The following is a 24,527-nucleotide window of genomic DNA, read 5'->3' on the forward strand; positions in this document are numbered from 1 at the left end:
CTAGCAATGTTATTCATTCTCAAATATCTGATCCAACGTCTTCTCCATATCCTCAACCAAATTAACCACCAACGCATTTCCCATCATAAATCTACGTTTTCTTAGTGGCATTTCCACTGTTTCATTATTAACCAGGCAATATTTCGTATGATCAGTAGGGAATCCCTGAATACGTTCTGCTTCTGTAGCTGTAAGCAATCTTACTCTTCCAGTCATCTTGTCTTTCACAATATGCGTAGTTCTACTAAATCCACCTTCTGATGTGAGCATTGTACGTGCTGGTTTGTCCTCTTGATCAATCATAGAAATTGCACCCTCAGAGAATACATATTCATGACCAGTAGAACTTGTACGCAACAATTTTTTTGCACCTTTCAGATACTGCCAAGTCTGCCTATCTTCTTTTGGAAGACGTTGCTCTGTTTCATCACTATGTGTCACAGACGAATCTGTATAATATAATTTTTCTTCTGGAATGAAGTACTGCTCTTCGACTTCTCCAGTCTCCATAACATCTCCTAATGTTATTTGTTTTCCATGATAATTCGGTACAGTTTTTATTGTATAGATTACTCCTTCCTTCATTATTCCAGAATTTTCAAATACACATTGAAATGTATCTGATACTTCTCCCACTTCTGCTGGAAATTCCTTAACTTTCATCTTAGCATTTTCCGCTCTATTTACAGAAAATGTTTTTGCGAAAAATCCATCTTCCAGAACTGCCTTTTCCATACATTCTATTTTTTTATCTTCTTCCAATTTCTCAGTATACTGAATTTCTTTCAAAATTCTATCCGCATATTTTGTATCATTTTTATAAGCAAAAATAAATGTTCGGCGTCTTCTCTGCTGATATCCATATTCCGCAGCGTTAATCACTCGCCATTCTACGGTATAACCTTCATCTCTAAAACATGCAAGAATCACACCAAAATCTCTACCTCTTTGTTTAGCTGGGGATTTCAATAATCTGTCTACATTTTCTAATAATACAAATGGTGGTTTCTTTGCTTCCAATGTTTCACGTATCGACCACCACAGAATTCCTTTTTTCCCTTCAAGTCCTTTAGACGTAGCCAACGACGATGCTACTGAATAATCCTGACACGGAAATCCTCCGACCAACAAATTGAAGTCTGGAAGTGTTGTTTTATCCACATCTTCAATATTGTAGTTCGTAGTATCTTCACCATTTTTATCTAATCTTGTTCCAAATCGATATACATAACAGTCATGTGCGTACTGTGTACTTTTCTCTGCCGGCTCCCACTGACTAAACCAAACTGTATCCCATTTTTCTTCTTTACCATAATCTTCCGCTGTTCTTATATTATTAAGTCCACATCTAAAGCCACCTACTCCGGCAAACAATTCGCAAACTGTTTTCTTCACTTTTCTTACCTCTTCTTCTCTTATTCGAACGATCGTTCTTATATATATTATATCATTTTTAACATATTGTAAAGATCCTTTTTTATTCTTCCTCTATTTCTTCTTGATTCCGATATAAATTTTTCAACTTTAATAATTCATCCTCACATTTTTTGTTTTCATTTTTAATTTTTAAAATATTCTTTTTTGTTTTTTCCACTTCACTTTTCGTTTCTTTTTGCATACCTTTAAGTTGTTTTAATTTAATTTTATTCTTCGAGATTTTATCTTCTAACTTTCGAATCTGTTCACATACATGCTCGTATCCTGCCTCAGCACTTGAAAAATCATATTCATTTACATTGAAATCTAAATCCAATGGTACTATCATAACTGGCTTTGTAATATTATGATTTTCAATATTTTCTTTAAACCGCCTATAAGCATCATTTAAGCTAACAACACCGTCACTCATTAATTTTTTCAAATTATCAGCCGCAACAATATAAATGTACAAACCGATTTCTGCTTGCTTATTTATTGCAGAAACCAGTCTAAACATATCTTTATATACCATTGCCCAATTTCCAAATTGGATTTCGCCAATAATATTAAATATATCTGATGGCATTTCTAATTCTTCTTCATATTTTTTCGGATGTTGAACCTCAATAAACATTTCCCAATCTTGTTTTGTTTTTGGAGACCTAATATATTGATCAAATATTTCTTGTCCATTTCTAGCTGCATTTATACCATAACAGTAATTCCAAAAACGATAAAAATTTGTTAATTTATCATATCGTGAAAAATCAAATTCTCCTTTTCCAGATACCGGCGGTAAAAAGCTTCCAAAAACAACATTCGTTTCCCCTTCAATTCCCGGTATCAATTTTAATTTAGCTCTGATTGCTTCATTTAACGAATTTGCATTTATACCATGAGGAAACTTACGTTTTCTTTTTACATATCCTACCTGATATTCTCCCTCAAGCAAATGTAAGATATTATCTATCTCATCTTTATGTAAATCATATTTGTCTTTTGCCCCATTAAAAAAGTATGGAGTTCGAGTGACAAATTTCAACTCTATTGGATATGCAATCGTTTTTTTTCCTGCCATAAATTACTCCTCTATCAATTTTTTATCTAACTGTGACAAAACATAACTATTATTTAACCAAAAACACTGTTTCGTGAACATTCTTCCATCTGGAAGTTCATCAGTATCTTTAGCATCTTTTCCATGAGGTCTTACATGGCATACCGGATTTTCTGATGCTTTTGGAAAATTATTATAATTCTTTCCGTTTTTCTTTTCTATCTGAAGACCATCACGGAGTACTTTTTGTGTCTTTTCCCACACTGATTTTACATTACCTTCCAAATCATTATAAGGAATATTCCAAAACTGACATCCTTTCAGCCGAAGGTCTCCCTGTTGATCATACTTATATACAACAAAAAGGAATCTTGTTTCACGCAAATAGTTTCCAAATGTGGAGTCATCCCAATCTTCCTTAACCAACTCTTTAAATTTAAAAGTTGGGAATGACATATTTTCCTTTATTTTGTTGTTTTTCTCAATACGTATGGTTTTAACTACAACATTTGCTTTTTCAAATTCTTCCGCATGATTTCCCTTTATTCCTAACATCCGATATGCCAACATTGCTTCCAGGCTTTTCGGCTTTTTCTGATACTCAATATGAAATGTATCACATAAATCAGTAACTGACCAATCATAATAAGCATCTATTTTTCGCACAACATAATCTTCAAAAGAATCTTCTGCATTTTCTTTAATGATTGGCTCATATGTATTCTTTCCTGGAATAATATAATTATTTAAAACATATGTCATGTATGAATTTTTAAATGCAAACGCCCGTGGTTTTGCTACTTCATCACTAAATGGCTGCTTTCTTCGATCCTTTGACGTTGCTGCCTTTGGTGCCGCTCCCAGATACAGAGTATCCCCTTCAGATAATTCATGAGCTTTTCCATTTCTGATTTTCTCAACAATAACCTCAAAATCATGTGCTATGATTTTTATATCTTGCTCCAGTGGTGCAAACAGCTTCACATATCCAATACGATAATCTAACCGGTTCTTTATCTCTTGTTGATACAAATAATACACCAATAAAATCAATCGGGCCTTTTGCCACATATGACTATCTTCAAACGTTTCATCAACAACTGAAAAATAGTCAATCATGGTCAATATCAACCTTTCCTTGGCTACCAGTGTTCCATTCTTATTTTGTTTATACGGTGTTACTTTTAATTCTACACCTGCTTTATCAAAATCCGGACATGCGTCATTATTCGTCTGATAGTGAAAGAATCTCTCTTCTATCAGTTCTCCCAAACCACCTTTTCGCTTCTTATTCTCGTGCTTTACCTCATAATTTGTTGCCTCCCTGACAACCATAGCTTTAGTGATATCATCCTGCTTGCACACATCCGCAAATGTTTTTCCAATCAACCTTTTTGCATATGTTTCAATTGAAATAGGATCCGTTTCATCGTATTCTTCCAAATAATTCATCATTACATTTCCTCTTCATCGTCTACTTCTTCCAATTTCTGGTCAAATATTGTCTCTTCTATCATTCTAACGCACTGTTCTGTATCTTTCAGAATATCTTTTCCCCAGAAATGTATCACGGTCCACCCCATAAAATTTAATTGCTGATCCTTCTCTTCATCTCTTTGGATATTCCGCTCTATTTTTTTAACCCAATAATCTGGATTTTTCCCTTTTTCTAATCTTGGCTTCAGTATTTCCCAATCTTTTCCATGAAAAAACTCACTATCACAAAAAATTGCAATACGATACTTCGTCAGCACAATATCCGGCCTTTCTGGTAATTCCTTATAATTTTTCCGATAACGAAATCCTCTATGCCATAGTGCTTTTCTCAGCACAACCTCTATACTTGTATCTTTTCCACGTATCTTACTCATATTCTTATGGCTTTTTTCTGTAACTTCACCATGAAAACGTGGTTCTTTCGTCGGCATAATTTTCTCACCTTCAATACCGTATAATCCATTTTATTGTATCAAACTAACAGCCACTATTCAATTCCCTACAAACAGAAAAAAGACACGTTTTTTAATCAACGTGCCTTTACCATATTTGATTTTCTCTTACATGTATTATTTATACATAAAACATTTCCAATAACACCATTTCTTCCGCAACATTCTTGATGTTATTCATCCTCCTCACCCATTCCATCTGATCCTGCATCTTCAATCCCTCCGTCACACCCCACTGTTCAGCCATCTGTTCCATCAGTATCTCAACTTCTTCTCTCACTTCCTTATCAACCTGATTCAGATGTTCCGTCAGTTTACCAGTCAATACCAGATACTGATACCTGGCACTCCTGTGTTCCTTCAGAAACTGCTTTCGCATTATTCCATATTTTCCATATGTAGGTTTTTCTTCATTGATTTCCAAATCCGGCAGATAATAATCTCCATGCAATGTGTAGCTCAGTCCGTTCTTTTCATCATAAATTTGTTTCTTCATATTCTTACAACTCCATTCCTCTGTACTTTGTTTTATTCTTCTTAATTTGTGCATTGTGTTCTTCACTTCGTTCTTTCGCCCACGGTATGCGATCACTTATTTTTTTCGGCATTTGCTCTTTCTGTTTTTTCGCTTCAAGTTCCGCCTGCATTCGGATATCGTCCTGCACCAGTCGTTCTACCATATCTTTTCCAAGTATGCGTAAAAGTCGGTTATATCTGTCTGCGAGTCCCTGCAGTATTTCTTTCTCACCGGACAATTTCTGATAATCTTTCTGAACTTCTGCCAGTTCCTTTTTTGTGTTCTCATGCTCTTGCTTTTTCTTCTGAAACTTACTTTTCCAACTATCTCTTTCTCTTGTGAGTTCTTTCACCTGAGCAGCCATCGCACCAATCTTATTTTTCATTTCGATGAACAATGGTTTTATTTTCTTATCCCGGTAAGTTACCGCACGTTCCAATGCTGTAGCTTCCGGCAAAAATGTTTTGATCATTCCATATTCTTTTATTTCCTTACTGACATTATCCATCACTGGTTGCAGGAATGCTCTTCTGTCCTCCAGTTTTTTCAATTCCGTTTCTGCTTTCTCCGCACGTTTTTCTGCTGTCTCTTTATCTTTCTGGAACTGAATTTTTTCTTCTTCCAGTAGCTTAATATCTGCCCTTGCTTCTCCAATCTGAGAAGTCAATCCTTCATTCTCCGCTGTCAGATTTTCTTTTTCCTGTTCCAGTTTCTGCACTTCCTTTTTACGTTCTTTTTTCTTGAAATTGTAAACATCCAGATGCTCTTCATGTGTGCCTTTCTGTTCCCATTCAATTCCATGCTGCTTTGCGATTTCCGCCAGCACTTCTTTTTCATGATTTATCCACTGATTCAGTTCTGTATCATGCTTATTTCCACCTTGAAATCCAAGACTTTTCAATGCCTGTTTCAGTGAAACTCTGGTATCCATTCCTTTTCCCTTCCAGTTGGTCACATAAGGAACAAAGTCAATATGCAGATGCGGAGTAGCTTCGTTCTGATGCAGATAGCAGCTAAATACCCGAAGTGTCGGATTCCGTTTCTGGAAGTCTTTCACATATTTGTCCAGTACCTTTACAGCCAGATTTCCTTCTGACGTTCCCACTGCCATATCCTCACGATTACCAATCTGGAATAGGAATATCACTTCATGGAACAGCTTCTCCTGTTTGCCCTGTCGGATTTTTTCATAATAATTTGCGATCTGCCGGTCTTTTCTTTTTCCAACATTGTATCTCTCCACAGCATCATCAAACAGTTCTTTATAAACTTCTTTCAGATTTTCATTCTGGTAACAAATATTCAGTTGTACTCTGTCCGGGTCTACATTTTCTGCTACAAAATCCCGTCTGTTATGAGCCAATGAACCGACTCCGATCATGCCACTGATTGTTCGTTTCATCATAAACTTTCTCACCTCTTCTCTGTTTGAGTGCCAGATATGGCACATAATTTTTATTTACGCCAGACATGGCGATATTTAAGAAACTTTCGCCGGATACGGCGGTTTTGTTGCTTTTGTCAAAAGTAATGCAAAAGCACTTTCGACAGCCGTACCGTCCATCAAAAGTACCCTTGCGCCCTGCGGGGCTATTTACTCCGGTATCCTTGCCTGCACATATTCCAGATTTCCACAATACGGTGTCCCCACCAGATACCATTCCCTTGCCAGGTTCATCTCCATTCTGGTCTGACCCACTTGTCATCCACTAATACTTCCAGACCTTCTCCACAGTGAAATCCTGTATCAATCCATAAGTCCGATGACAATAATCCATATCTTTCATTGCTGCTGTTATATCCTAATCTTCCCTGTTTCATCAGTTTCTTCTCCTCTCCTGTCTGTAAACGGAATTTGTAAACACAGCTCAAAAGATTTTAAAAGTTAACTTTTCCATTCTTTTTACAAAGTCTCGTTTACATTGTTTGCAACGGTGTACAAAGGGAACATAATAAAAAACTTAATAATGGACTGCCAATCTTACACAAAGTACCGCCCAAACGAGACTACGGGCGGTATTTTTGTATCATGGCGGAGAAAGGAGGAATTTCCCACGGGGGCTTGACTGAAAAGTTGAGCCCCTTTTTTCATGCCAAAAAACAGGAGGTAAATGCTTATGGCAGATGATAAAACCACAAAAACGCCGGAACAGCCGGTAACGGATAGCGGGCCGGGCAAGGAAACACCGCCCACTCCCCCAAAAGAGCCGGAGAAGGTTTCCGTTTCCCCGGAGCCGGAAAAAAAGACGGAACCAGAGGTAAAGAACCCACAGGTTTCTGTCTATAACTTCGCTGAAATTATGAAGGAAAAGAAAGCCGAGGCACGGGCGGCAGCTCCCGGCGGGGAAAAGCCTGACCCAGCAAAAGCGGAGAAACCGGAAAAGCAGCCGGAGGCTCCGAAAAAAGCGGAGGAAAAACCCAAAGAGCCGGAACAGCCGAAGCGCCGGGGCCGTCCCCCGAAAGCAGATAAGGACAAGGCCGCAGCCCCAAAGCCTAAAGCCCCCGCACAGAAACCGGAAAAGGCGGTCAAAAAGGAACCGGAGAAAAAAGGAACTCCAACGGTACAGGCCGCTTCCGCTCCGAAGGAACCCGAGAAGCCGAAGGATGCACCACGCCGGGGCAAGGAGCAGATCGTCTATATCAAGCTGAACGAGCTCCACGCCTTCAAGAACCATCCCTTTGAAGTCCGGGACGATGAAGAAATGCGGGCTATGGTGTCCAGCGTCAAGGACAAGGGCGTTACCCAGCCTGCTATCGTCCGTCCCCGTGAGGATGGCGGCTATGAGATCGTGTCCGGCCACCGCCGCCAGAAGGCCAGCGAGCTTGCCGGATATGCGGATATGCCCTGTATTGTTCGCAATCTGACGGACGATGAAGCCATCACGCAGATGGTCGAGGACAATCTCAACCAGCGTGAAGAAATCCTCCCCAGTGAGCGGGCCAAAGCCTTGAAAATGCAGCTTGAGGCCATCAAGCATCAGGGCTCCCGCACTTCGGGCCAGATTGACCCGAAGGACGCAGGAAAACGCTCCAACGAAATTGTAGCCGAGCGCAATAAGATGGCGGTCAAGCAGGTGCAGCGGTATATCCGGCTCAATGAGCTGGTTCCCGACCTGATGAAGCTGATGGATGAAAAAAAGCTGGGCTTTACTACGGCGGTGGAGCTTTCCTATATCGGCAAGAAGAACCAGAACTATATCGCCGTCGCCATTGACAGCCAGCAGTCCTCGCCTTCACAGGCACAGGCAAAGCGTATGCGGGAGCTGGACGAAAAGAAGCTGCTCAACGGGGATGTGATTGACGGCATTATGATGGAGGACAAAAAGGAGGTAGACAAAGTGATTTTGACAGGTGCGGAACTGAGCAAGTATTTCGGCAAGGAAACTACGCCGAGGGAAATGAAGGATCAGATCATCAAGCTGCTGGACGACTGGAAGGGACAGCAGAAGGAACACGAAAAGCCGGAGAAGAAAAACGAACAGGAAAAGTAAGCCCAAACTTCGGGTCAGCATGGCCCGAGGATTGCGGGGCTCTGCCCCGCGCCCCGAAGCTCTGGAGATATAAATTATTCCCCGTCGCCAGTTATTCCGTAGCATAGCCGGGAAAATCAGTCAAGGGCAGCGCCGCCGTAGGCGGTGCCAGAGGCACCCTTGACGGATTTCTCCCGGTTATGCTTTTTCCCGGTCAAGCGACGGGGATATAAATTCTCCAGAGCCGTTCCCCTTCCCGGGGGAAGGGGCGGAGGGGTTGGGCGATACCTTGCTTTTCCCTAAACCAAAACAGAAATGGAGGCTCAACCAATGAAACGACCTTTAGCGTACCTGACCGCCGCATGGAGCGGCGAGCCGGATGTTGATATGGAGCTGGCGGCCCACTACTGCCGCCTTGCTTATGAGGCGGGCTTTTCCCCGATCTGCCCGCTCTTGTACCTGCCGCTGTTTTTGAATGACAGCGTTCCCGAGGAACATAAGGCCGGGATTGATATGCGCCGGGATATGCTGCGGCGCTCCCACACCCTGATCGTCTGCGGCAGCGCTGTGGACGAGGATGTAAAAAATGATATTGCGGTTGCCGGGCGGCTGGGCATTGCGGCGACCACACTGGAAGGGGTGCTTGCCGTGAAGGGACACGGCACCCCGGGCCATGCCGGACATTAAGCTGGGAAGCCTTTTCGACGGGATCGGCGTGTTCCCTCTGGCTGCTTCCCGGTGTGGTATCCGTCCGGTATGGGCCAGCGAGATTGAAAAAGCGCCCATCTCCATAACCAAAAGGCACTTTCCCGACATGGTGCATTTGGGGGATATTACGAAGGTGGACGGCGGGAAAATCCCACCTGTCCATATAATTACCTTCGGTTCCCCCTGTCAGAACCTTTCTCTGATTGGCAACCGCTCCGGCCTTGCCGGGGCAAAATCAAGCCTGTTCTATCAGGCGTTTCGTATCATACAGGAAATGAGGGATGCTACTGATAACCTATATCCAGCTATCGCTGTTTGGGAAAACGTCATGGGAGCGTTTTCTACAAATGACCGGATGGACTTTAGAGCCGTCCTATCCGCCTTCTCGGACACCGAAGTTCCAATGCCTCCTTCGGGAAGATGGGGAAACGCCGGAATGGTGCGAGGGGGAACGCCTGATGTGTGCTGGCGGCTCATGGACGCCCAGTATTGGGCAGGCTCCCGAAGGCTGGCACGAAGGCAGCGGATTTTCGTCGTGGCGGATTTTGGAGGCAGACGTGCCGCAGACATACTATTTAAGCCCCGTCCAATGCTCCCACTTCCTCCGCCTTGCGGAGAGGGCGGGCGGGCCGCCGCCGAAGGAGATCGAACAGCTTCTTTTGAAACAGGGCGGCAGATACCAGTCATCCACCCCTTTCAGTGCTTCCGTATGCGGGGAGCGGCAAAAAGGCAGGAAGAAACGGCCTTCCGAAACAGCTTCGGATTACCAACTGACCCTTTTCCCACTCTTTTAGCCAGTGATGTAACGCCCTTTGCCTTCTGGTATGAGGGCGACCCGAAGGGCGGCTGTATCCGTTTTCTGACGGAAACGGAAAGCGAACGGCTGATGGGGCTGCCAGAGGGCTGGACAAAGTACGGGGCGGACGGCGTGGAGATCCGGCCTCTGCAACGCTACAAGGCACTGGGAAACGCGATTGCCCTCCCTTGCGCCGATTACATTATGGCCGGGATTTATGAGGTGCTGGCTGACCGGGCCGGAAAGGAGGAATGAGCCCATGTTTGAAGCCTATATAACCAATACAGCCCTATACCCCTTAATGGGGATTGAGGTAGGGACAACGGTACATTTCCCCATGACGACACAGGAGTTGCAGGCCGCCCTTGCCAAAATCGGGATAGACGGGAAACGGTACAGCGAAGTGTTCTTTACCAGCTTTGACAGTGATGTGCTGGGGCTCTACGATTATCTCTACGAATGTGAGAACATCGACGAGCTGAACGAGCTGGGCCACGCCCTGCTGGAAGTACGGGATAAGGGCGGACTGGAAACCTTTGAAGCCGCTCTTGTCTTGGGAAACCACACAAGGAGCGTGAAGGATTTGATAAACCTGACGCAGAACCTTGACCTTTACCGCTTTTACCCGGATATTTCCGATGATGAAGGGCTGGGCCGTCTTTACGCCGACGAGCTTGGGACTATCGACATACCGGAGCACATTCAGAACTACTTCGATTATGAGGCATACGGGCGGGATGTGCGTATCAACGAGGGCGGCGTATTCGCTCCCGGTGGGTATGTGTCGGCAGTCCCGGAGGGCTTCAAGGAGTATTACCACGGGCCGCAGGACATTCCGCCGGAACACCGGATATTTGCCTATCCTGAAAAGGCCGAGCCTGTCCACTCCATTCTCGCTACACTCAAACGGTTTCAAGAAGCCCCACCCGCTCCGAAAAAGGACAAGGCGGGACCTTCCCATGAAGAACGGTAAGACTTCGGGCCAGCATGGCCCGAAGCATAAAGGAGGTGCATACCATCAACTATTACCCTATCAATGAAGGAGCCGCCCGCCGGGCAAAAGAAATGAACAGCTTTTCCGACTACAAGGAAGGGAGCGCAACGGCGGAATACCGGGCAATGGTGGACAAGGCCGCCGCCATAGCGGAAAAGCAGAAATCCCGGGTGGACCCCATGTACCATGAGAAGATCGACCATCTGTTAGACACCTACGCCCGCAAGCTGGCCGAAAACATGAACCAGGGCTTTGCCATTGACGCGAGGGTTCCCTCTGTGCTGATCGCCGGGCCTTCCAATTTCCCGGTGGGAAAGAAGGAAAAACAGAACCGGGCGCGGGACAGCAACATGGAGGAATGGCGGCATATTCAAGGGCTGCTGGATAAGATACGCAGCACCGGCATGGGCGGGATCAGCGCCGATGACCCGGCAGCGATTGAAAAGCTCCAGAAGAAGCTGGACGGGCTGGAACGCTCCCAGCTCATTATGAAGGAGGTCAACGCCTATTACCGCAAGCATGGCAAGCTGGACGGCTGTGCGCTGCTGTCGCCGGACCAGATCGAAAAGCTGAAAGCAAGCATGGCGTCAAGTTGGCGAAGCGACCCGAGGCCCTTTGAAAGTTACCAGCTAACCAACAACAATGCGGAGATCCGCCGGGTAAAGGCCCGTATCGAACAGCTTTCCAAACAGGCACAGCAGGAATTTTCCGGCTGGGAGTTCGACGGGGGCCGTGTGGAAATGAACCGGGAGGACAACCGCTTGCAGGTGTTCTTTGATGGAAAGCCTGACGCTGACACCCGGGCCGAGCTGAAAAGCAGCGGCTTTCGCTGGGCTCCCAGCGTGGGCGCATGGCAGAGGCAGCTCACGGACAACGCCATCCGGGCGGCTGACCGTTTGGAATGTATCAAGCCGCTGTCCGGCGAAAAGCCCTCCCAGCTTCAAAAGAAGCCTTCTATCTTGCAGACCATGCGGGAACAGGGCAAAAAAGTCCAGACGGAGCCGGAAAAGAAAGCTCCGTCCGGCAGAGATGCCGAGCGGTAAGCCTCGGGCCACATTGGCCCGAGGTTTTCTGTTCCCCGAGATTGTACGGGGGCCTCCCGGATAGCGGGAACCCCGACGGAAAGGAGGTTTTATGCAGGAAGAAGTAAACCAAAAAACGGTTGCCCTTTCGATCAGGACAACGAAGCTCACAGGAAAAGTGCTGGCTGCCGCTCTTGGCAAGGTGGTTCGGGCGCTGCAAAAGCACCACCAGAAGGCGCTGACCCCGCAGGGACGCCAGAGCGTGAAAAAGCTGATGAACCACTATGGCGGCAAAAGTGCCATGCCCTATGTGGGAGCTCCAAAGGATTTTGACCGGATCGCGAAGGAGTTCCATGTGGACTACGCTTTCCATAAAGTGAGCCCCGGTCATTACCTGCTGTTCTTCAAAGCCAATCAGGCGGACGCCATCACGGCGGCCTTCCAGAAGTACAGCGCAAAGGTGCTGAACAAAGAGCAGGACAAGGCTTCCATCCTCGGTCAGCTTCGGAAATTCACGGAGCAGATCAGGACACAGGCAAAGGAAAAGCAGCGGACCAGAGAGGCGGTGAAGGACGGACGTTGAGTGACAAGATCAGAGAATATGTGCTCCCAAACCTGCCGTACCTCTTTGTGTTCTGGTTCTTCTCCAAAATCGGGACGGCCTACCGGATCGCCCCCGGCACAGACTTCGGGACAAAGCTCATGGGGATGCTCGACACCTTCCCCAAAGCCTTTGAAACCTACTGGCCGGGGCTGGGAGGTATTGACCTGCTGGTGGGCCTTGCCGGTGCGGCTGGGATGTATCTGCTGATACAGTCAAAGATCAGGCAGGCGAAAAAATTCCGGCGGGATGCGGAGTACGGCACCGCCCGCTTTGGAACAAAGGAGGATATAAAGCCGTTTGTTGACCCTAAATTTCAGAACAATGTCATTCTGACCGGGACGGAGTTCCTTACCATGAACACCCGTCCGAAGATCCCCGCCAATGCCCGGAACCTAAACGCCTGCGTCATCGGCTCGTCCGGTTCGGGCAAGACAAGGTTCTGGCTGACTCCGCAGCTCCTTCAAGCCCATTCCTCGTATGTGGTGGTAGACCCGAAGGGCGGCACCCTCGACCAGTGCGGGCGGTTTCTGCAACGGGAGAAATACAGGGTGCGGGTGTTCAACAGTATCGACTTTTCAAAATCCATGCACTATAATCCGCTGGCCTATATCAAGACGGAAAGCGATGTTTTGAAATTCGTTACCGCTCTGATCGCCAACACCAAAGGCGACGGCAAGGAGGGCGACGAGTTCTGGACCAAAGCCGAAACCCTCTTGTACTGCGCCCTTGTGGCCTACATCGTCTTTGAGGGGCCGGAGGAAGAACGCAACATGAATACGCTGGTGGAAATGATAAACAGCATGGAAGTCCGGGAGGATGACGAAACCTTCAAAAATGCGGTGGACTATATGTTTGACGGGCTGGAACGCCGCAGCCCCCAGCACTTCGCCGTGAGGCAGTATAAGAAATACAAGCTGGCCAGCGGCAAGACAGCCAAAAGCATTTTGATTTCCTGCGGTGCAAGACTGGCTCCCTTTGATATTCCCCAACTCCGGGAGATCATGTCCTATGACGAGCTGGAGCTTGATAAGCTGGGGGATGAAAAATCGGCGCTGTTCTTCCTTATCAGCGACACGGACACCACCTACAACTTTTTGGTTGCCCTTGCTTTTTCGCAGATGTTCAACCTTCTGTGTGAACGGGCTGACAACACCTATGGCGGGCGTCTGCCCTACCATGTGCGGGTGCTGTGGGACGAGGCTGCCAACACCGGACAGGTGCCGGGGCTGGAAAAGATCGTGGCCGTCATCCGCTCCCGTGAGATCAGCCTGACGCTCTTTTATCAGGCTATGAGCCAGTGCAAGGCATTGTACAAAGACCATTCCGAAACCATCATGGGCAACATGGACAGTATCGTATTCCTCGGAGGCCGGGAGGCTTCCACCCTAAAGGATATTTCGGAAAACTGGCTGGGCAAGGCCACCATCTCTATGCAGACCGAGGGCCGAAGCCGTGGACAGTCTGAAAGTTACAGCCAGAATATGCAGCGGCTTGGCCGGGAGCTGATGACCACCAGCGAGATCACCACCATGCCCGGGGATAAATGTATCTTGCAGCTTAGGGGACTCCCGCCCTTCCTGTCTCCGAAGTATGACTTGAAAAAGCACCCGAATTACAAGTACACAGCCGAATTTGATAAAAAGAAAAACGCCTTCCGCTTGGAAAGCCTGTTCCGCCACCGGCCATTGAGACTAAAGCCGGAGGACGAATACACGGTGTACGAAGTGGACGGCTCCGACACAGACGAAGAAGCTGACCTGTTGAACTTCGATGATCTGGACAGCGACGAGTTCGTGTAACTTCGGGCCATGATGACCCGAAGCGCCGCCGATGTGGGCGGCTTTTTTTGTACCCAAAACCATCAAACAAACAAAATGGAGGAACGTATATGGAATTTTTCAATCAGGCAATCGACATTCTTAAAATTCTGGTCATGGCTCTTGGCGCCGGTCTGGCGGTATGGGGCGTCATCAACCTTCTGGAAGGTTACGGGTCGGATAACCCTGCGGCAAAAAGCCAGGGCATTAAGCAGCTCATGGCGGGCGGCGGTGTCGTTCTGATCGGCCTTCAGCTTATCCCTCTGCTGTCCGGGCTGTTCAGCTAAATGTCACCCGTTGTCCCTTTTTCCAGAAAAGGAGCTGATATATGGACTTTATCATCGACGCAATCGTTGAATGGCTGAAAGGTCTGCTCGTCGATGGTATCATGGGGAATCTGGACGGCCTTTTCGATAACGTCAATCAGAGCGTTGGCGAAATCGCCACACAGGTAGGCACGACCCCGGCGGACTGGAACGCCGGGGTCTTTTCCATGATACGACAGATCTCCGAAACTGCCATTCTGCCAATCGCCGGGGTCATCCTCACTTTTGTTATGACCTATGAACTGATACAGATGCTCATAGAACGCAACAACCTCCATGAAGTTGACACATGGATGTTTTTTAAGTGGGTGTTCAAAACCTTTGTGGCTGTGATGATCCTGACGAATACCTTCAATATCGTGCTGGCGGTCTTTGATGTGAGCCAGCATGTGATCCAGCAGTCAGCGGGCATTATCCAGAACGGGACAGAAATCACGCCGGATGTGCTGGACAGTCTGCGGACAGAGCTTGAGGCGATGGAGTTAGGCCCTCTGTTCGGACTCTGGCTCCAGTCCTTCCTGATCCAGCTTACCATGATTGCCTTAAACATCGTGATTTTCGTCATCGTATATGGCCGTATGATTGAAATTTATTGCGCGTCCAGAAGCACCGCTTTTCATCCAAAGGCGGTGTGCGGGCATTTTGGGAACCCGGCTTTAGCAAGCCGGTAAAGAAAAGTATCAAAGACGTGAAAAGCGTCACTTTAGCGTCATCCGATTTACCCCGGAAGGAAACCACAAGGGGGACAATAGCGTATCGGAAAAATCGCAAGTTGGGAAAACCATCTACCCACGACTGAGCGGCAAGACGCAACATTGTGAATGAGGAGCAAGGCTAAACTGCTTTAAGGGCAGTCCGAGGCGGGATACTCGACCCGGCGGCGCAGGATGGTTGTATTCGCCGTATGTCATAGCGGAATGTGACAGGTAAACACAGACCGCACGATACTTATGACAGCCAGCCGCAGTAAGCGGAAAAGGACGAAAACCCACTACCGACATCACAATACGCTTTTCCCAAAGTGTCTAACTGGAGATTGCCTAGACCGGAACGCCGGAACTATCCGGCTATGCGTAATGCCGCAAGGCGATAAATTTCAAGGGGTAAAAACCCAAGAAAGATGACGCTGAATATCCGGCATGGCAACGGAGCCTCCGTAGTAGTCCGAGGGCGGGAAAGCCGTCTACATGGCGAAGGGAGGCAGGATGTCAACCAATTCATAAAAAGGAAAGGTGCGTGAGGCATTATGAGAAGTCCTGAAAATGTGTTGAAAAGCCTAAAATCCAAGGCGTGTAACAAGAGTTACAAGTACGAGCGGTTATACCGCAACCTGTACAATCCACAATTCTATCTGCTGGCATATCAGCGGATACAGGCGAAACCAGGCAACATGACAGCCGGAACAGACGGCAAAACCATTGACGGAATGGGAATGGCAAGGATAAACGCCCTCATTGAAAAGATGCGGGATTTTAGTTATCAGCCTAACCCGGCAAGGAGAACGTATATCCCGAAATCCAATGGGAAAATGCGTCCTCTGGGGATACCGTCATTCGACGATAAACTGATACAGGAGGTGGTGCGGCTCATCTTAGAGAGTATTTATGAGCCAACCTTTAGCGATTATTCCCACGGTTTCCGTATAAACAGAAGCTGTCATACGGCACTCAAATATGTGCAGAAATATTTTACGGGGACAAAGTGGTTCGTTGAGGGAGATATAAAGGGCTGTTTTGACAACGTAGACCATCATGTGTTGATTGCTATTTTGCGAAAGCGGATTGCAGACGAACATTTCATCGGTCTGCTCTGGAAGTTCTTGAAAGCCGGATATATGGAGGATTGGAATTATCACAATACTTATTCCGGCACTCCGCAAGGCTCCATCATCAGCCCCATCCTTGCAAACATCTACATGAACGAACTGGATAGTTATATGGCAGAGTATGCAGAGAAATTCAACTGCGGAAACCGCCGTAAAATCAATCCTACGTTCAAGAAGAAGTTGGATGTCTGCCGGGGGAAAGAACAAAGGCTTAAAAGAAATATCTCTAAAATGAGCGTGGAAGAAAAAGAGGGCTTAATTGCAGAAATCCGGGAACTGCGGCGTAGTCTGAAATCTATACCGTATAGCGATCAGATGGACGATAGCTATAAACGGCTTTGCTATATCCGATACGCCGATGATTTCTTAATCGGAGTTATCGGCAGCAAAGAGGACGCAGAACAGATTAAACAAGATGTAGGCTGCTTTATCCGGGACAAACTCCATCTGGAAATGTCCGAGGAAAAGACATTGATTACTCATGGACACGACGCTGCGAAGTTCTTGGGATATGAGGTCACAATCGCCAAAGGCGAACACAACAAAAAGACCAAAACCGGGGCTACCAGACGGGTAAACAATGGAAAAGTCTTACTTTATGTTCCCCATGATAAGTGGGTAAAACGACTGTTCTCCTACAATGCCCTCAAGATTAAATACGACAAACAAAATGGAAACAAAGAGGTTTGGGAACCTGTCCGGCGCACTCGCCTGTTGCACTTGGACGATTTGGAAATCCTAAACCAATACAACGCAGAAATCCGTGGATTGTATAACTACTACCGACTTGCAAACAACGTGTCTGTACTCAACAACTTCTACTATGTAATGAGATACAGTATGCTCAAAACCTTTGCTGGAAAATATCGGACACGAATCAGCAGAATTATCCGCAAGTACCGTCAAGGAAAAGATTTTGTTGTGGAATATCCGAAGAAAAACGGCAAGGTCGGAAAGGTACTGTTTTACAATAATGGGTTCCGCCGGGACACTAAAGTAGAAAGCGGAAATCCTGATATAGTAGCAAGAATTTTTGAGAATTACGGGCGTAATAGCCTTATAAAAAGATTGCAAGCAAACAGGTGTGAGTGGTGTGGCGCAGAGAATGTGCCGCTTGAAATACACCATATACGAAAACTCAAAGATTTAAGTGGCAGAAAACAATGGGAAATCGCCATGATTGGGCGTAAGCGCAAGACAATGGCACTCTGCATTGACTGTCACGATAAGTTACACGCAGGGAAGTTAGACTGACATCTGGAGAGCCGGATACATCGAGAGGTGTAAGTCCGGTTCGGAGGGGAGTTCTCGGAAACCTGCCATAGCAATATGGCAAGGCGCCGGGTTCTTACCCTACTACTCACAAGTTTAGCGCCTATCCCGTTTGCCACAGTCCCCAACAGAGAAACCGGACACATGGGGCAGAACTATTTCCGCTCCCTCTTTGCGGTGGGCTTTCAAGGTCTGTTGATCTTAGTCTGTGTCGCCATCTATGCGGTGCTGATCCAGAGTATCGCCACCGACGGCGACCCCATCGGGGCGATCTGGGGCTGCGTGGGATATACGGTGCTGCTGTGTTTTACCTTATTCAAAACAGGCAGTCTTGCAAAATCCATCTTCGGCTGCCATTAAGAGACTTCGGGCCATGACGACCCGAAGCGGAAAGGAGAAATCCATGCAGGAAAAAACAGCGGGCGGAACACCAGCCGCCCCTATAAAGCTGGATGTAAGCGTGCGGGTCATCGAACCTGTGAAAAACCTCATGGGCTTTGCCAGCGTGAAATTCAATGACTGCTTTGTGGTGGAAAATCTGAAAATCGTACAGGGCAGCAAGGGGCTCTTTCTTGGGATGCCCAGCCAGCCAGACGGCAAAGGCGGCTACCGGGATATGGCCTACCCTGTCACAAAGGAGTTCCGGGAACAGCTCAACACCGCTGTTCTGCAAGCCTATGAGGCAAAGCTGGAACAGATGGCGGAGCGTGGCTCTGTGGGGCGTGCATCCATCAGCGACCAGCTCAAAGCCGGAAAAGCGGCTGCCGAACAGGCAAAGGCAGAACGGCCTCCGAAGGAAAAGCCCAGCCGCAGCGCAGAGCGTTGACCTCGGGCCATGCTGGCCCGAAGCAGAAAGGAGGCGGAAACCATGCCACGCAAACGGACGGGCTATGACGCGGCCTGCTATTACGACGGAAAACTGCTGGGCCGCTGTACCAAAGCGGACAGCGATGCCTATACCCTGTTGATGAACGCCTGTGGTGGGGACGCCGCCCGGGTCCTGCGGGAATATGCCTATTTTTCCCCGGAACTTCGCGCCATATTGGAAAATGCGGCGCTCATGCAGGCGGACCGGAACCGGACGGGCGGAATGTTCCATGCGCCGAAAAGTTCCCCGTGGGGCGAGGTGCAGAGCTGTGAAACCCTCTGTCCAGGGGTGTTTCTGGTATCTACCGCCAGCCACGGCGGAACGATGGTGGCAAACGAGGTAGCCGCCGTCCTCTCCCCAGCGGCCAAAAAATGCGGCTTCAAGGACAAGGGCTATATTTGCTATGAGGAGGACGCACAGGAAAGCGTAGTGCTCCGGGAGCTGCTGGACAAAAAGCTGTGGAAAATCCCTGACCGCATTAAGGACAAAGGACAGTTTGAAGAAAAACTCAATCAGTCCATCCGGCAGTATCACCCCGAATACTGGCGGGCAAGGCAGAGCGGACGAGAGGCCGCCGAAGCTGCCCGCAGCACAGCCCCGGCCAAAGAGGCCGCAAGATAACCTCGGGCCATGCTGGCCCGAAGCAGTAAAGGAGGTGTACCAAAATGGCCTATGTGCCAGTACCAAAAGACCTTTCCAAAATCAAGACAAAGCTGGCCTTCAACCTAACGAAGCGCCAGCTTGTTTGTTTTTCCAGCGCGGCGGCGGTGGGCCTCCCGGCTTACCTGTTTTCCCGTGGCAGTATCGGGAACAGTGCCGCCATGTTCCTGATGATCGGCCTCATGCTCCCGTTCTTCTTTCTGGCTATGTATGAACGAGACGGTCTGCCGCTGGAAAAAGTGCTGAAAAACATCATCCGCACCCGGTTCCTCTATCCCCGTGTGCGGCCTTACAAAACCGAAAACTTCTATGCGCTGCTTAGCGCCAGAAAGGAGGCGCAGCCGATTGCGAAACAGCAGAAGGGCCGGAAAGCCCGCAGGCAGAAAGCCTGAAAAGCAGGGCCTTACCGGCCTGTTCACGAAAGGAAAGAACATTCCCACCACCGCCCAGCAGACCCTCCCTTACCGGGAAATGTACCGGGACGGGGTGTGCCGGGTAGCGGACCGCTATTACACCAAAACCATTGAATACGAGGACATCAACTACCAGCTCGCACAGTCCGAAGATCAGGCGGCCATCTTTGACGGGTGGAGCGCCTGCCTCAACTACTTTGACAGCAGCCTTCCGTTCCAGCTTTCCTTCCTCAACCACCGAAGCCGCCCGGGCAGCCGGTACAGCGTGAACATCCCCATGCAGGATGATGATTATAACAGCGTCCGGTATGAGTATGTGGAAATGCTGGAAAACCAGATTGCCAAAAGCAACAACGGCATTGTCCGCACAAAGCTCCTGACCTTCGGCGTGAACGTGGACGACCTTCCCACCGCCAGGGCAAGGCTGGAACGTGTAGAGGCGGACATTTGCGGGAACTTCAAAAAGCTGGGCGTCAAGTGCCGCTCCCTTTCGGGGCTGGAACGGCTGGAGCTTCTTCACGGGCAGCTCCACCCCGGCAGCGGCTCCCCCTTCCGGTTTTCATGGGATATGATCCCCAAAACCGGGCTTTCCACCAAAGACTTTATCGCCCCGGACAGTTTCGATTTTCGTTTCAGCCGACTGTTCCGGATGGGGACGACTTGGGGCGCTGCCTCCTACTTGCAGATTTTGGCCTCGGAGCTCTCGGACAAGCTGCTGGCGGAGCTTTTGGAAATGGATGCGGAAATGACCATCACCCTCCATATCCAGACTGTCGATCAGGCTGCCGCCGTAAAATCCATCAAGGCCAAAGTCTCCGACATTGACAAGATGAAGGTGGAGGAACAAAAGAAGGCAGCCCGGTCAGGGTACGACATGGACATACTTCCGCCCGACCTTGTAACGTACAGCAACGACGCAAAGACCCTTCTGGAAGATTTACAGAGCCGGAATGAAAGAATGTTCCTTCTGACCTTCCTTGTGGTAAACATGGCCCCGACCCGCCGGGAGCTGGACAACGACCTGTTCACGGTGTCCGGTATCGTCCAGAAATACAACTGCACCTTGAAGCGGCTGGACTTCCAGCAGGAGGACGGTTTTCTTTCCAGCCTTCCGCTGGGCCATAACGGCATTGAGATCAAGCGCGGCATGACGACCAGCTCCACGGCCATTTTCGTTCCCTTTATGACGCAGGAGCTCCGCATGGATGGCGAAGCCGTCTATTACGGGCTCAACGCACTTTCCCATAACGTCATCATGGCAAACCGGAAAAAGCTCAAAAACCCCAACGGCCTGTTCCTCGGCGTGCCGGGCTCCGGCAAATCCTTTGCCGCAAAGCGAGAGCTTGTGAACGTGTTCCTTGCCACCCGTGACCGGATCATTGTGGTGGACCCGATGGGCGAATACTCGCCCCTTATCAAGCGGCTGGGCGGACAGGTCATCGAGATCGCCCCGGACAGCCCCCACCACATCAACCCGATGGACATTGACCTGAGCTTTGACGAGGAAAACCCGATGGCGCTGAAAGCCGACTTTATCCTGTCGCTGATGGAGCTGATCGTCGGCGGCAAGGATGGCTTGCAGCCGGTGGAGCGGACCGTCATTGACCGCTGTGTACGCCAGATGTACCGGGAACACTTGCAAAACCCGGAAACAAGCAAAATGCCGACCCTCCAAACGCTATATGACCTGCTCTGTTCCCAGCCGGAGGGCGAGGCGGTGCGGCTGGCAACTGCCCTTGAAATTTATGTGTCGGGCTCCCTTAACGTGTTCAACCATGAAACCAACGTGGACTTAAACCGCCGTCTGGTATGCCTTGACTTAAAAAAGCTGGGGGCCGGGCTTCGGACGATTGCCATGCTCATTATGCAGGACTTGGTAAACTCGCAGGTGTCCATGAATTTCCTCCGCGGTATCGCCACATGGTGTTACTTCGACGAATTTCATGTGCTGCTCCGTGACCGTCTGACGGCAAGCTATTGTGTGGCGATCTGGAAAATGCTGCGAAAAAAAGGGTGCGTTCCGAGTGCTTTAACGCAGAACGTAAAGGATTTTCTGGCAAGCCCGGAGATTGAGAACATCTTTGGTGCGACACGTTGACGCACAAACATCGCTCTATGAGGGTAAAACTTCATGGACTTATGGCCATGCGATGCTAAAATCGTCGGACTTACCTTCTTACGAGGTAAGTAACAACTGATAATTCGAAAGGTAGAATGATGGGGTAACGCCTTGAAATGCCTTCTCTGATACTTCGACCGGCTCCGACTGTAATGGTTGGGGTCTGGAGCTCGATAAAGTCGGCGGAAGTCTGCCGAAACAGTGTAGAAATACAGCTGTCGAAAGTGCGGTAGAGGTACTGTATGCAGATGACACGTCGGGAGTCTATAAAATATCTATGGTGAGAATGTCCACGACGGACTGACGAAAACCGCGAATGTACGGGTCTAGATGTTTACCATATAGAAATGTATGGACACTTAATTGTGGGTCAGTGCGGTGTAGTAAGAATCGAAAATATGAAACTCCGTATTGTGTTACAGGCACAATCAAGCTGACAGGACTATAGCGAACACCTAAGGATATATGCACAGATAGAATTATCGGAACGTGGAAAGGTACAGAGTTGCTCATAAGCAATCTGCGGACGAATCATATAAGCCGCCTAATCTGTGCTGAAAAGCGAAGCTCGAACCTACGACAGCCCTACGAAAAAGGCGGGCTCGAGGAATGGGCTTTAGTCGGTTAGAAACAATTGTTGTCATTCAATCTTATAAGGATTACGAGTATGACAAAAAGGGACACTTTCCCAAGAAAGGAGAGTGATGCCTTATGACCATGAAAAAGAAAAAGCAACTGCTCTGTGAGGATAATCTGCGTCACAATGAGTATTACGGAATGCAGAATACGATTGATAATCTATACCAGGCAAGTTTGAACGGAGAAGTTTTTACAGATTTAATGTCTGTCATTCTTCAACGGGAAAACATTCTTCTAGCGTACAGAAATATCAAGAAAAATACGGGAAGTAAAACAAGTGGCACAGACAATCTCACAATCGAGGACATTGGAAGATGTTCCCCCGATGAGGTTGTTGAAAAAGTTAGATTTATTATTAATGGAAGTGAACATGGGTATCGCCCAAAACCTGTAAGGCGTAAGGAGATACCAAAACCATACGACCCAAGTAAAATGAGACCCTTAGGGATTCCGTGTATATGGGATAGACTTGTTCAACAATGTATCAAACAGGTATTGGAACCTGTTTGTGAGGCTAAGTTCAGCAAAAACAGCTATGGATTCAGACCGAACCATTCGGTTGAGAACGCTATAGCAAGAAGTTATCAGCTACTTCAACATGCCAATCTTCACTATGTCATTGAATTCGATATAAAAGGGTTCTTTGATAACGTGAATCATGCCAAGCTGATACGACAGATATGGGCTATGGGTATTCATGACAAGCAACTGATATTTGTCATAAGACGAATTCTCAAAGCACCAATCAAACTGGAAGATGGGACTTTTATCACACCCGACAAAGGAACCCCACAGGGAGGTATTATATCGCCACTTCTGGCTAATATCGTGCTTAACGAATTAGACCACTGGGTAGAAAGTCAATGGCAATGGTGTCCGATTTGCAAACGGAATGCTAGACCTGAAAACGGCTTTCGACAGGCTAAGAAATCTAACCTGAAGGAAATGTTCATTGTTCGCTATGCAGATGATTTTCGAATCTTTTGTAGGACAAAGGACTCCGCTGAACGCACCAAATGTGCAGTCACTCTGTGGCTGAAAGAAAGGCTCAAACTGGAAATTTCTGAAAAGAAAACGAGGATTGTCAATGTAAGAAATCATTACTCTGATTTTCTCGGATTCAAAATGAAAGTTCACAGAAAAGGCAACAAACTCGTGGTTATATCTCATATCGCAGATAAAAATCTCGAGCACAAAAGGGAGAAGCTTAAAGAACAGGCAAAGAGAATCGTTCACCCTCGCAAAATATATGGCGAACAGGGGGAAATCAGACTCTATAACAGTATGGTTACTGGCATGCAGAATTATTACTGTATCGCCACACATGTTAATCATGATTGTGCTTCCCTAAACCGCACAGTCATGACCTTGCTGACAAACAGGCTTAGCACTCGCACAGGCAACCGTCTTGTGAAAACAGGGCGAGAGCTTACGGAGTTTGAAAAAGCCCGTTTTGGTAAATCCAAAATGATGCGATATGTCGCTGGTACGAATGAGCCCGTGTATCCAATAGGATACACACAGCACAAAAACCCACTTTTCCGTAAGAAGAGCTGGAATTATTACACTCCCGAAGGACGAGAAGGTATTCACAACTGTCTGAGAATCAACATCCCTATGATGTTGGCTCTCATGCGTCAACCAGCCTATTCCAATAGTGCGGAATACGCAGACAATCGAATATCTCTCTTCTCAGCCCAATGGGGAAAATGTGCTATAACAGGTGTTGAATTCTCCTCTGTTGGGGAAATTCATTGCCATCATAAGTTACCCCGACATTTAGGCGGTACGGATGCCTATGAGAATCTTATTCTCATAAAGAATTCCGTACATAAACTCATTCATGCTTCAAAAGCGGAAACTATTTACAAATATATGGATTTACTACAGCTAGATATCAAACAGCTTATAAAGGTTAACCACCTTCGTGAGTTGGCTTCCATGCAACCTATTTAATCTTATTTCAACTACTACAGTTTTTATTCTATTCAAAGGTTGATTGTTTAGACAATGAAAAATACTAACCGATGGAACGCCGTGTGCGGTGAAAGT

The 24,527-nt window shown here is 47.5% G+C and carries 22 protein-coding genes and 1 pseudogene; 16 read left to right on the forward strand and 7 right to left on the reverse strand.

What is annotated here, in order from left to right; genetic code table 11:
- Positions 1 to 9: 9 nt before the first annotated feature.
- The 7 genes and pseudogenes from dcm to KFE17_09565 form a co-directional block, all read right to left on the reverse strand.
- Positions 10 to 1,395 (reverse strand): DNA (cytosine-5-)-methyltransferase, encoded by a 1,386-nt coding sequence (gene dcm / locus KFE17_09535; GenBank protein QUO31125.1) that lies wholly within the window; start codon positions 1,393 to 1,395, stop codon positions 10 to 12.
- 82 nt (positions 1,396 to 1,477) lie between these two features.
- Complete coding sequence (locus KFE17_09540; protein ID QUO31126.1) at positions 1,478 to 2,497, reverse strand: hypothetical protein; 1,020 nt, start codon at positions 2,495 to 2,497, stop codon at positions 1,478 to 1,480.
- A 3-nt stretch (positions 2,498 to 2,500) separates the two neighbouring features.
- Positions 2,501 to 3,928, reverse strand: coding sequence for a restriction endonuclease (locus KFE17_09545; GenBank protein ID QUO33684.1), 1,428 nt, complete (start codon positions 3,926 to 3,928; stop codon positions 2,501 to 2,503).
- A 2-nt stretch (positions 3,929 to 3,930) separates the two neighbouring features.
- Complete coding sequence (locus tag KFE17_09550; GenBank protein ID QUO31127.1) at positions 3,931 to 4,404, reverse strand: very short patch repair endonuclease; 474 nt, start codon at positions 4,402 to 4,404, stop codon at positions 3,931 to 3,933.
- Positions 4,405 to 4,546: 142 nt separating this feature from the next.
- Entirely contained in the window at positions 4,547 to 4,921 is a 375-nt protein-coding gene (locus tag KFE17_09555; protein ID QUO31128.1) for a TnpV protein, read from the reverse strand.
- 4 nt (positions 4,922 to 4,925) lie between these two features.
- Positions 4,926 to 6,392: a plasmid recombination protein gene (locus tag KFE17_09560; GenBank protein QUO31129.1), complete on the reverse strand. Its 1,467-nt coding sequence runs from the start codon at positions 6,390 to 6,392 to the stop codon at positions 4,926 to 4,928.
- Positions 6,393 to 6,536: 144 nt separating this feature from the next.
- Positions 6,537 to 6,763, reverse strand: a pseudogene (locus tag KFE17_09565) (DUF5348 domain-containing protein).
- A gap of 290 nt (positions 6,764 to 7,053) precedes the next feature.
- On the opposite strand from KFE17_09565, the gene KFE17_09570 reads away from it, so the two are divergent.
- The 16 genes from KFE17_09570 (at position 7,054) to ltrA (ending at position 24,431) form a co-directional block, all read left to right on the forward strand.
- Positions 7,054 to 8,433: a ParB/RepB/Spo0J family partition protein gene (locus KFE17_09570; GenBank protein ID QUO31130.1), complete on the forward strand. Its 1,380-nt coding sequence runs from the start codon at positions 7,054 to 7,056 to the stop codon at positions 8,431 to 8,433.
- Positions 8,434 to 8,742: 309 nt separating this feature from the next.
- Positions 8,743 to 9,099: a hypothetical protein gene (locus KFE17_09575; GenBank protein ID QUO31131.1), complete on the forward strand. Its 357-nt coding sequence runs from the start codon at positions 8,743 to 8,745 to the stop codon at positions 9,097 to 9,099.
- Positions 9,086 to 10,171, forward strand: coding sequence for a DNA cytosine methyltransferase (locus KFE17_09580; protein ID QUO31132.1), 1,086 nt, complete (start codon positions 9,086 to 9,088; stop codon positions 10,169 to 10,171). Before KFE17_09575 ends, KFE17_09580 begins: the two co-directional genes overlap by 14 nt.
- A 4-nt stretch (positions 10,172 to 10,175) precedes the next feature.
- Positions 10,176 to 10,889 (forward strand): antirestriction protein ArdA, encoded by a 714-nt coding sequence (locus KFE17_09585; protein QUO31133.1) that lies wholly within the window; start codon positions 10,176 to 10,178, stop codon positions 10,887 to 10,889.
- Positions 10,890 to 10,903: 14 nt separating this feature from the next.
- A complete protein-coding gene (locus KFE17_09590; GenBank protein ID QUO31134.1) occupies positions 10,904 to 11,953 on the forward strand; it encodes a hypothetical protein in 1,050 nt (349 codons plus the stop codon).
- Between the two features lie 91 nt (positions 11,954 to 12,044).
- Positions 12,045 to 12,515, forward strand: a complete 471-nt coding sequence (locus KFE17_09595) for a PcfB family protein (protein ID QUO31135.1) — start codon at positions 12,045 to 12,047, stop codon at positions 12,513 to 12,515.
- The gene (locus KFE17_09600) at positions 12,512 to 14,335 is read left to right on the forward strand and encodes a type IV secretory system conjugative DNA transfer family protein (protein QUO31136.1); all 1,824 of its coding nucleotides are present in this window, start codon (positions 12,512 to 12,514) and stop codon (positions 14,333 to 14,335) included. The genes KFE17_09595 and KFE17_09600 overlap by 4 nt, the downstream gene beginning before the upstream one ends.
- A gap of 89 nt (positions 14,336 to 14,424) precedes the next feature.
- On the forward strand, positions 14,425 to 14,640 hold the full coding sequence (locus KFE17_09605; GenBank protein ID QUO31137.1) for a Maff2 family protein: 216 nt from the start codon (positions 14,425 to 14,427) through the stop codon (positions 14,638 to 14,640).
- Positions 14,641 to 14,681: 41 nt separating this feature from the next.
- A complete protein-coding gene (locus KFE17_09610) occupies positions 14,682 to 15,350 on the forward strand; it encodes a hypothetical protein (protein ID QUO31138.1) in 669 nt (222 codons plus the stop codon).
- A gap of 575 nt (positions 15,351 to 15,925) precedes the next feature.
- The gene (locus KFE17_09615) at positions 15,926 to 17,758 is read left to right on the forward strand and encodes a group II intron reverse transcriptase/maturase (GenBank protein ID QUO31139.1); all 1,833 of its coding nucleotides are present in this window, start codon (positions 15,926 to 15,928) and stop codon (positions 17,756 to 17,758) included.
- Between the two features lie 75 nt (positions 17,759 to 17,833).
- Entirely contained in the window at positions 17,834 to 18,136 is a 303-nt protein-coding gene (locus KFE17_09620; GenBank protein ID QUO31140.1) for a hypothetical protein, read from the forward strand.
- Between the two features lie 13 nt (positions 18,137 to 18,149).
- Entirely contained in the window at positions 18,150 to 18,602 is a 453-nt protein-coding gene (locus KFE17_09625) for a SpoVG family protein (GenBank protein QUO31141.1), read from the forward strand.
- A gap of 9 nt (positions 18,603 to 18,611) precedes the next feature.
- Positions 18,612 to 19,265, forward strand: coding sequence for a hypothetical protein (locus KFE17_09630; protein ID QUO31142.1), 654 nt, complete (start codon positions 18,612 to 18,614; stop codon positions 19,263 to 19,265).
- A 44-nt stretch (positions 19,266 to 19,309) separates the two neighbouring features.
- Entirely contained in the window at positions 19,310 to 19,696 is a 387-nt protein-coding gene (locus tag KFE17_09635) for a PrgI family protein (GenBank protein ID QUO31143.1), read from the forward strand.
- Positions 19,650 to 21,815: a DUF87 domain-containing protein gene (locus tag KFE17_09640; protein QUO31144.1), complete on the forward strand. Its 2,166-nt coding sequence runs from the start codon at positions 19,650 to 19,652 to the stop codon at positions 21,813 to 21,815. The genes KFE17_09635 and KFE17_09640 overlap by 47 nt, the downstream gene beginning before the upstream one ends.
- A gap of 732 nt (positions 21,816 to 22,547) precedes the next feature.
- Positions 22,548 to 24,431: a group II intron reverse transcriptase/maturase gene (gene ltrA / locus KFE17_09645; GenBank protein QUO31145.1), complete on the forward strand. Its 1,884-nt coding sequence runs from the start codon at positions 22,548 to 22,550 to the stop codon at positions 24,429 to 24,431.
- The last annotated feature ends 96 nt before the right edge of the window (positions 24,432 to 24,527 follow it).

Origin of the sequence: Faecalicatena sp. Marseille-Q4148 (genome assembly GCA_018228665.1) — a bacterium.
Taxonomy (GTDB): domain Bacteria; phylum Bacillota; class Clostridia; order Lachnospirales; family Lachnospiraceae; genus UBA9414.

Bases quoted from the DNA above. Each gene is read 5' to 3' on its own strand.
- KFE17_09540 (QUO31126.1), bottom strand. From the start codon at position 2,497: ATGGCAGGAAAAAAAACGATTGCATATCCAATAGAGTTGAAATTTGTC.
- KFE17_09545 (QUO33684.1), bottom strand. From the start codon at position 3,928: ATGAATTATTTGGAAGAATACGATGAAACGGATCCTATTTCAATTGAA.
- KFE17_09550 (QUO31127.1), bottom strand. From the start codon at position 4,404: ATGCCGACGAAAGAACCACGTTTTCATGGTGAAGTTACAGAAAAAAGC.
- KFE17_09555 (QUO31128.1), bottom strand. From the start codon at position 4,921: ATGAAGAAACAAATTTATGATGAAAAGAACGGACTGAGCTACACATTG.
- KFE17_09560 (QUO31129.1), bottom strand. From the start codon at position 6,392: ATGTGCCATATCTGGCACTCAAACAGAGAAGAGGTGAGAAAGTTTATG.
- KFE17_09570 (QUO31130.1), top strand. From the start codon at position 7,054: ATGCTTATGGCAGATGATAAAACCACAAAAACGCCGGAACAGCCGGTA.
- KFE17_09575 (QUO31131.1), top strand. From the start codon at position 8,743: ATGAAACGACCTTTAGCGTACCTGACCGCCGCATGGAGCGGCGAGCCG.
- KFE17_09580 (QUO31132.1), top strand. From the start codon at position 9,086: ATGCCGGACATTAAGCTGGGAAGCCTTTTCGACGGGATCGGCGTGTTC.
- KFE17_09585 (QUO31133.1), top strand. From the start codon at position 10,176: ATGTTTGAAGCCTATATAACCAATACAGCCCTATACCCCTTAATGGGG.
- KFE17_09590 (QUO31134.1), top strand. From the start codon at position 10,904: ATGGCCCGAAGCATAAAGGAGGTGCATACCATCAACTATTACCCTATC.
- KFE17_09595 (QUO31135.1), top strand. From the start codon at position 12,045: ATGCAGGAAGAAGTAAACCAAAAAACGGTTGCCCTTTCGATCAGGACA.
- KFE17_09605 (QUO31137.1), top strand. From the start codon at position 14,425: ATGGAATTTTTCAATCAGGCAATCGACATTCTTAAAATTCTGGTCATG.
- KFE17_09610 (QUO31138.1), top strand. From the start codon at position 14,682: ATGGACTTTATCATCGACGCAATCGTTGAATGGCTGAAAGGTCTGCTC.
- KFE17_09615 (QUO31139.1), top strand. From the start codon at position 15,926: ATGAGAAGTCCTGAAAATGTGTTGAAAAGCCTAAAATCCAAGGCGTGT.
- KFE17_09620 (QUO31140.1), top strand. From the start codon at position 17,834: ATGGCAAGGCGCCGGGTTCTTACCCTACTACTCACAAGTTTAGCGCCT.
- KFE17_09625 (QUO31141.1), top strand. From the start codon at position 18,150: ATGACGACCCGAAGCGGAAAGGAGAAATCCATGCAGGAAAAAACAGCG.
- KFE17_09630 (QUO31142.1), top strand. From the start codon at position 18,612: ATGCTGGCCCGAAGCAGAAAGGAGGCGGAAACCATGCCACGCAAACGG.
- KFE17_09635 (QUO31143.1), top strand. From the start codon at position 19,310: ATGGCCTATGTGCCAGTACCAAAAGACCTTTCCAAAATCAAGACAAAG.
- ltrA (QUO31145.1), top strand. From the start codon at position 22,548: ATGACCATGAAAAAGAAAAAGCAACTGCTCTGTGAGGATAATCTGCGT.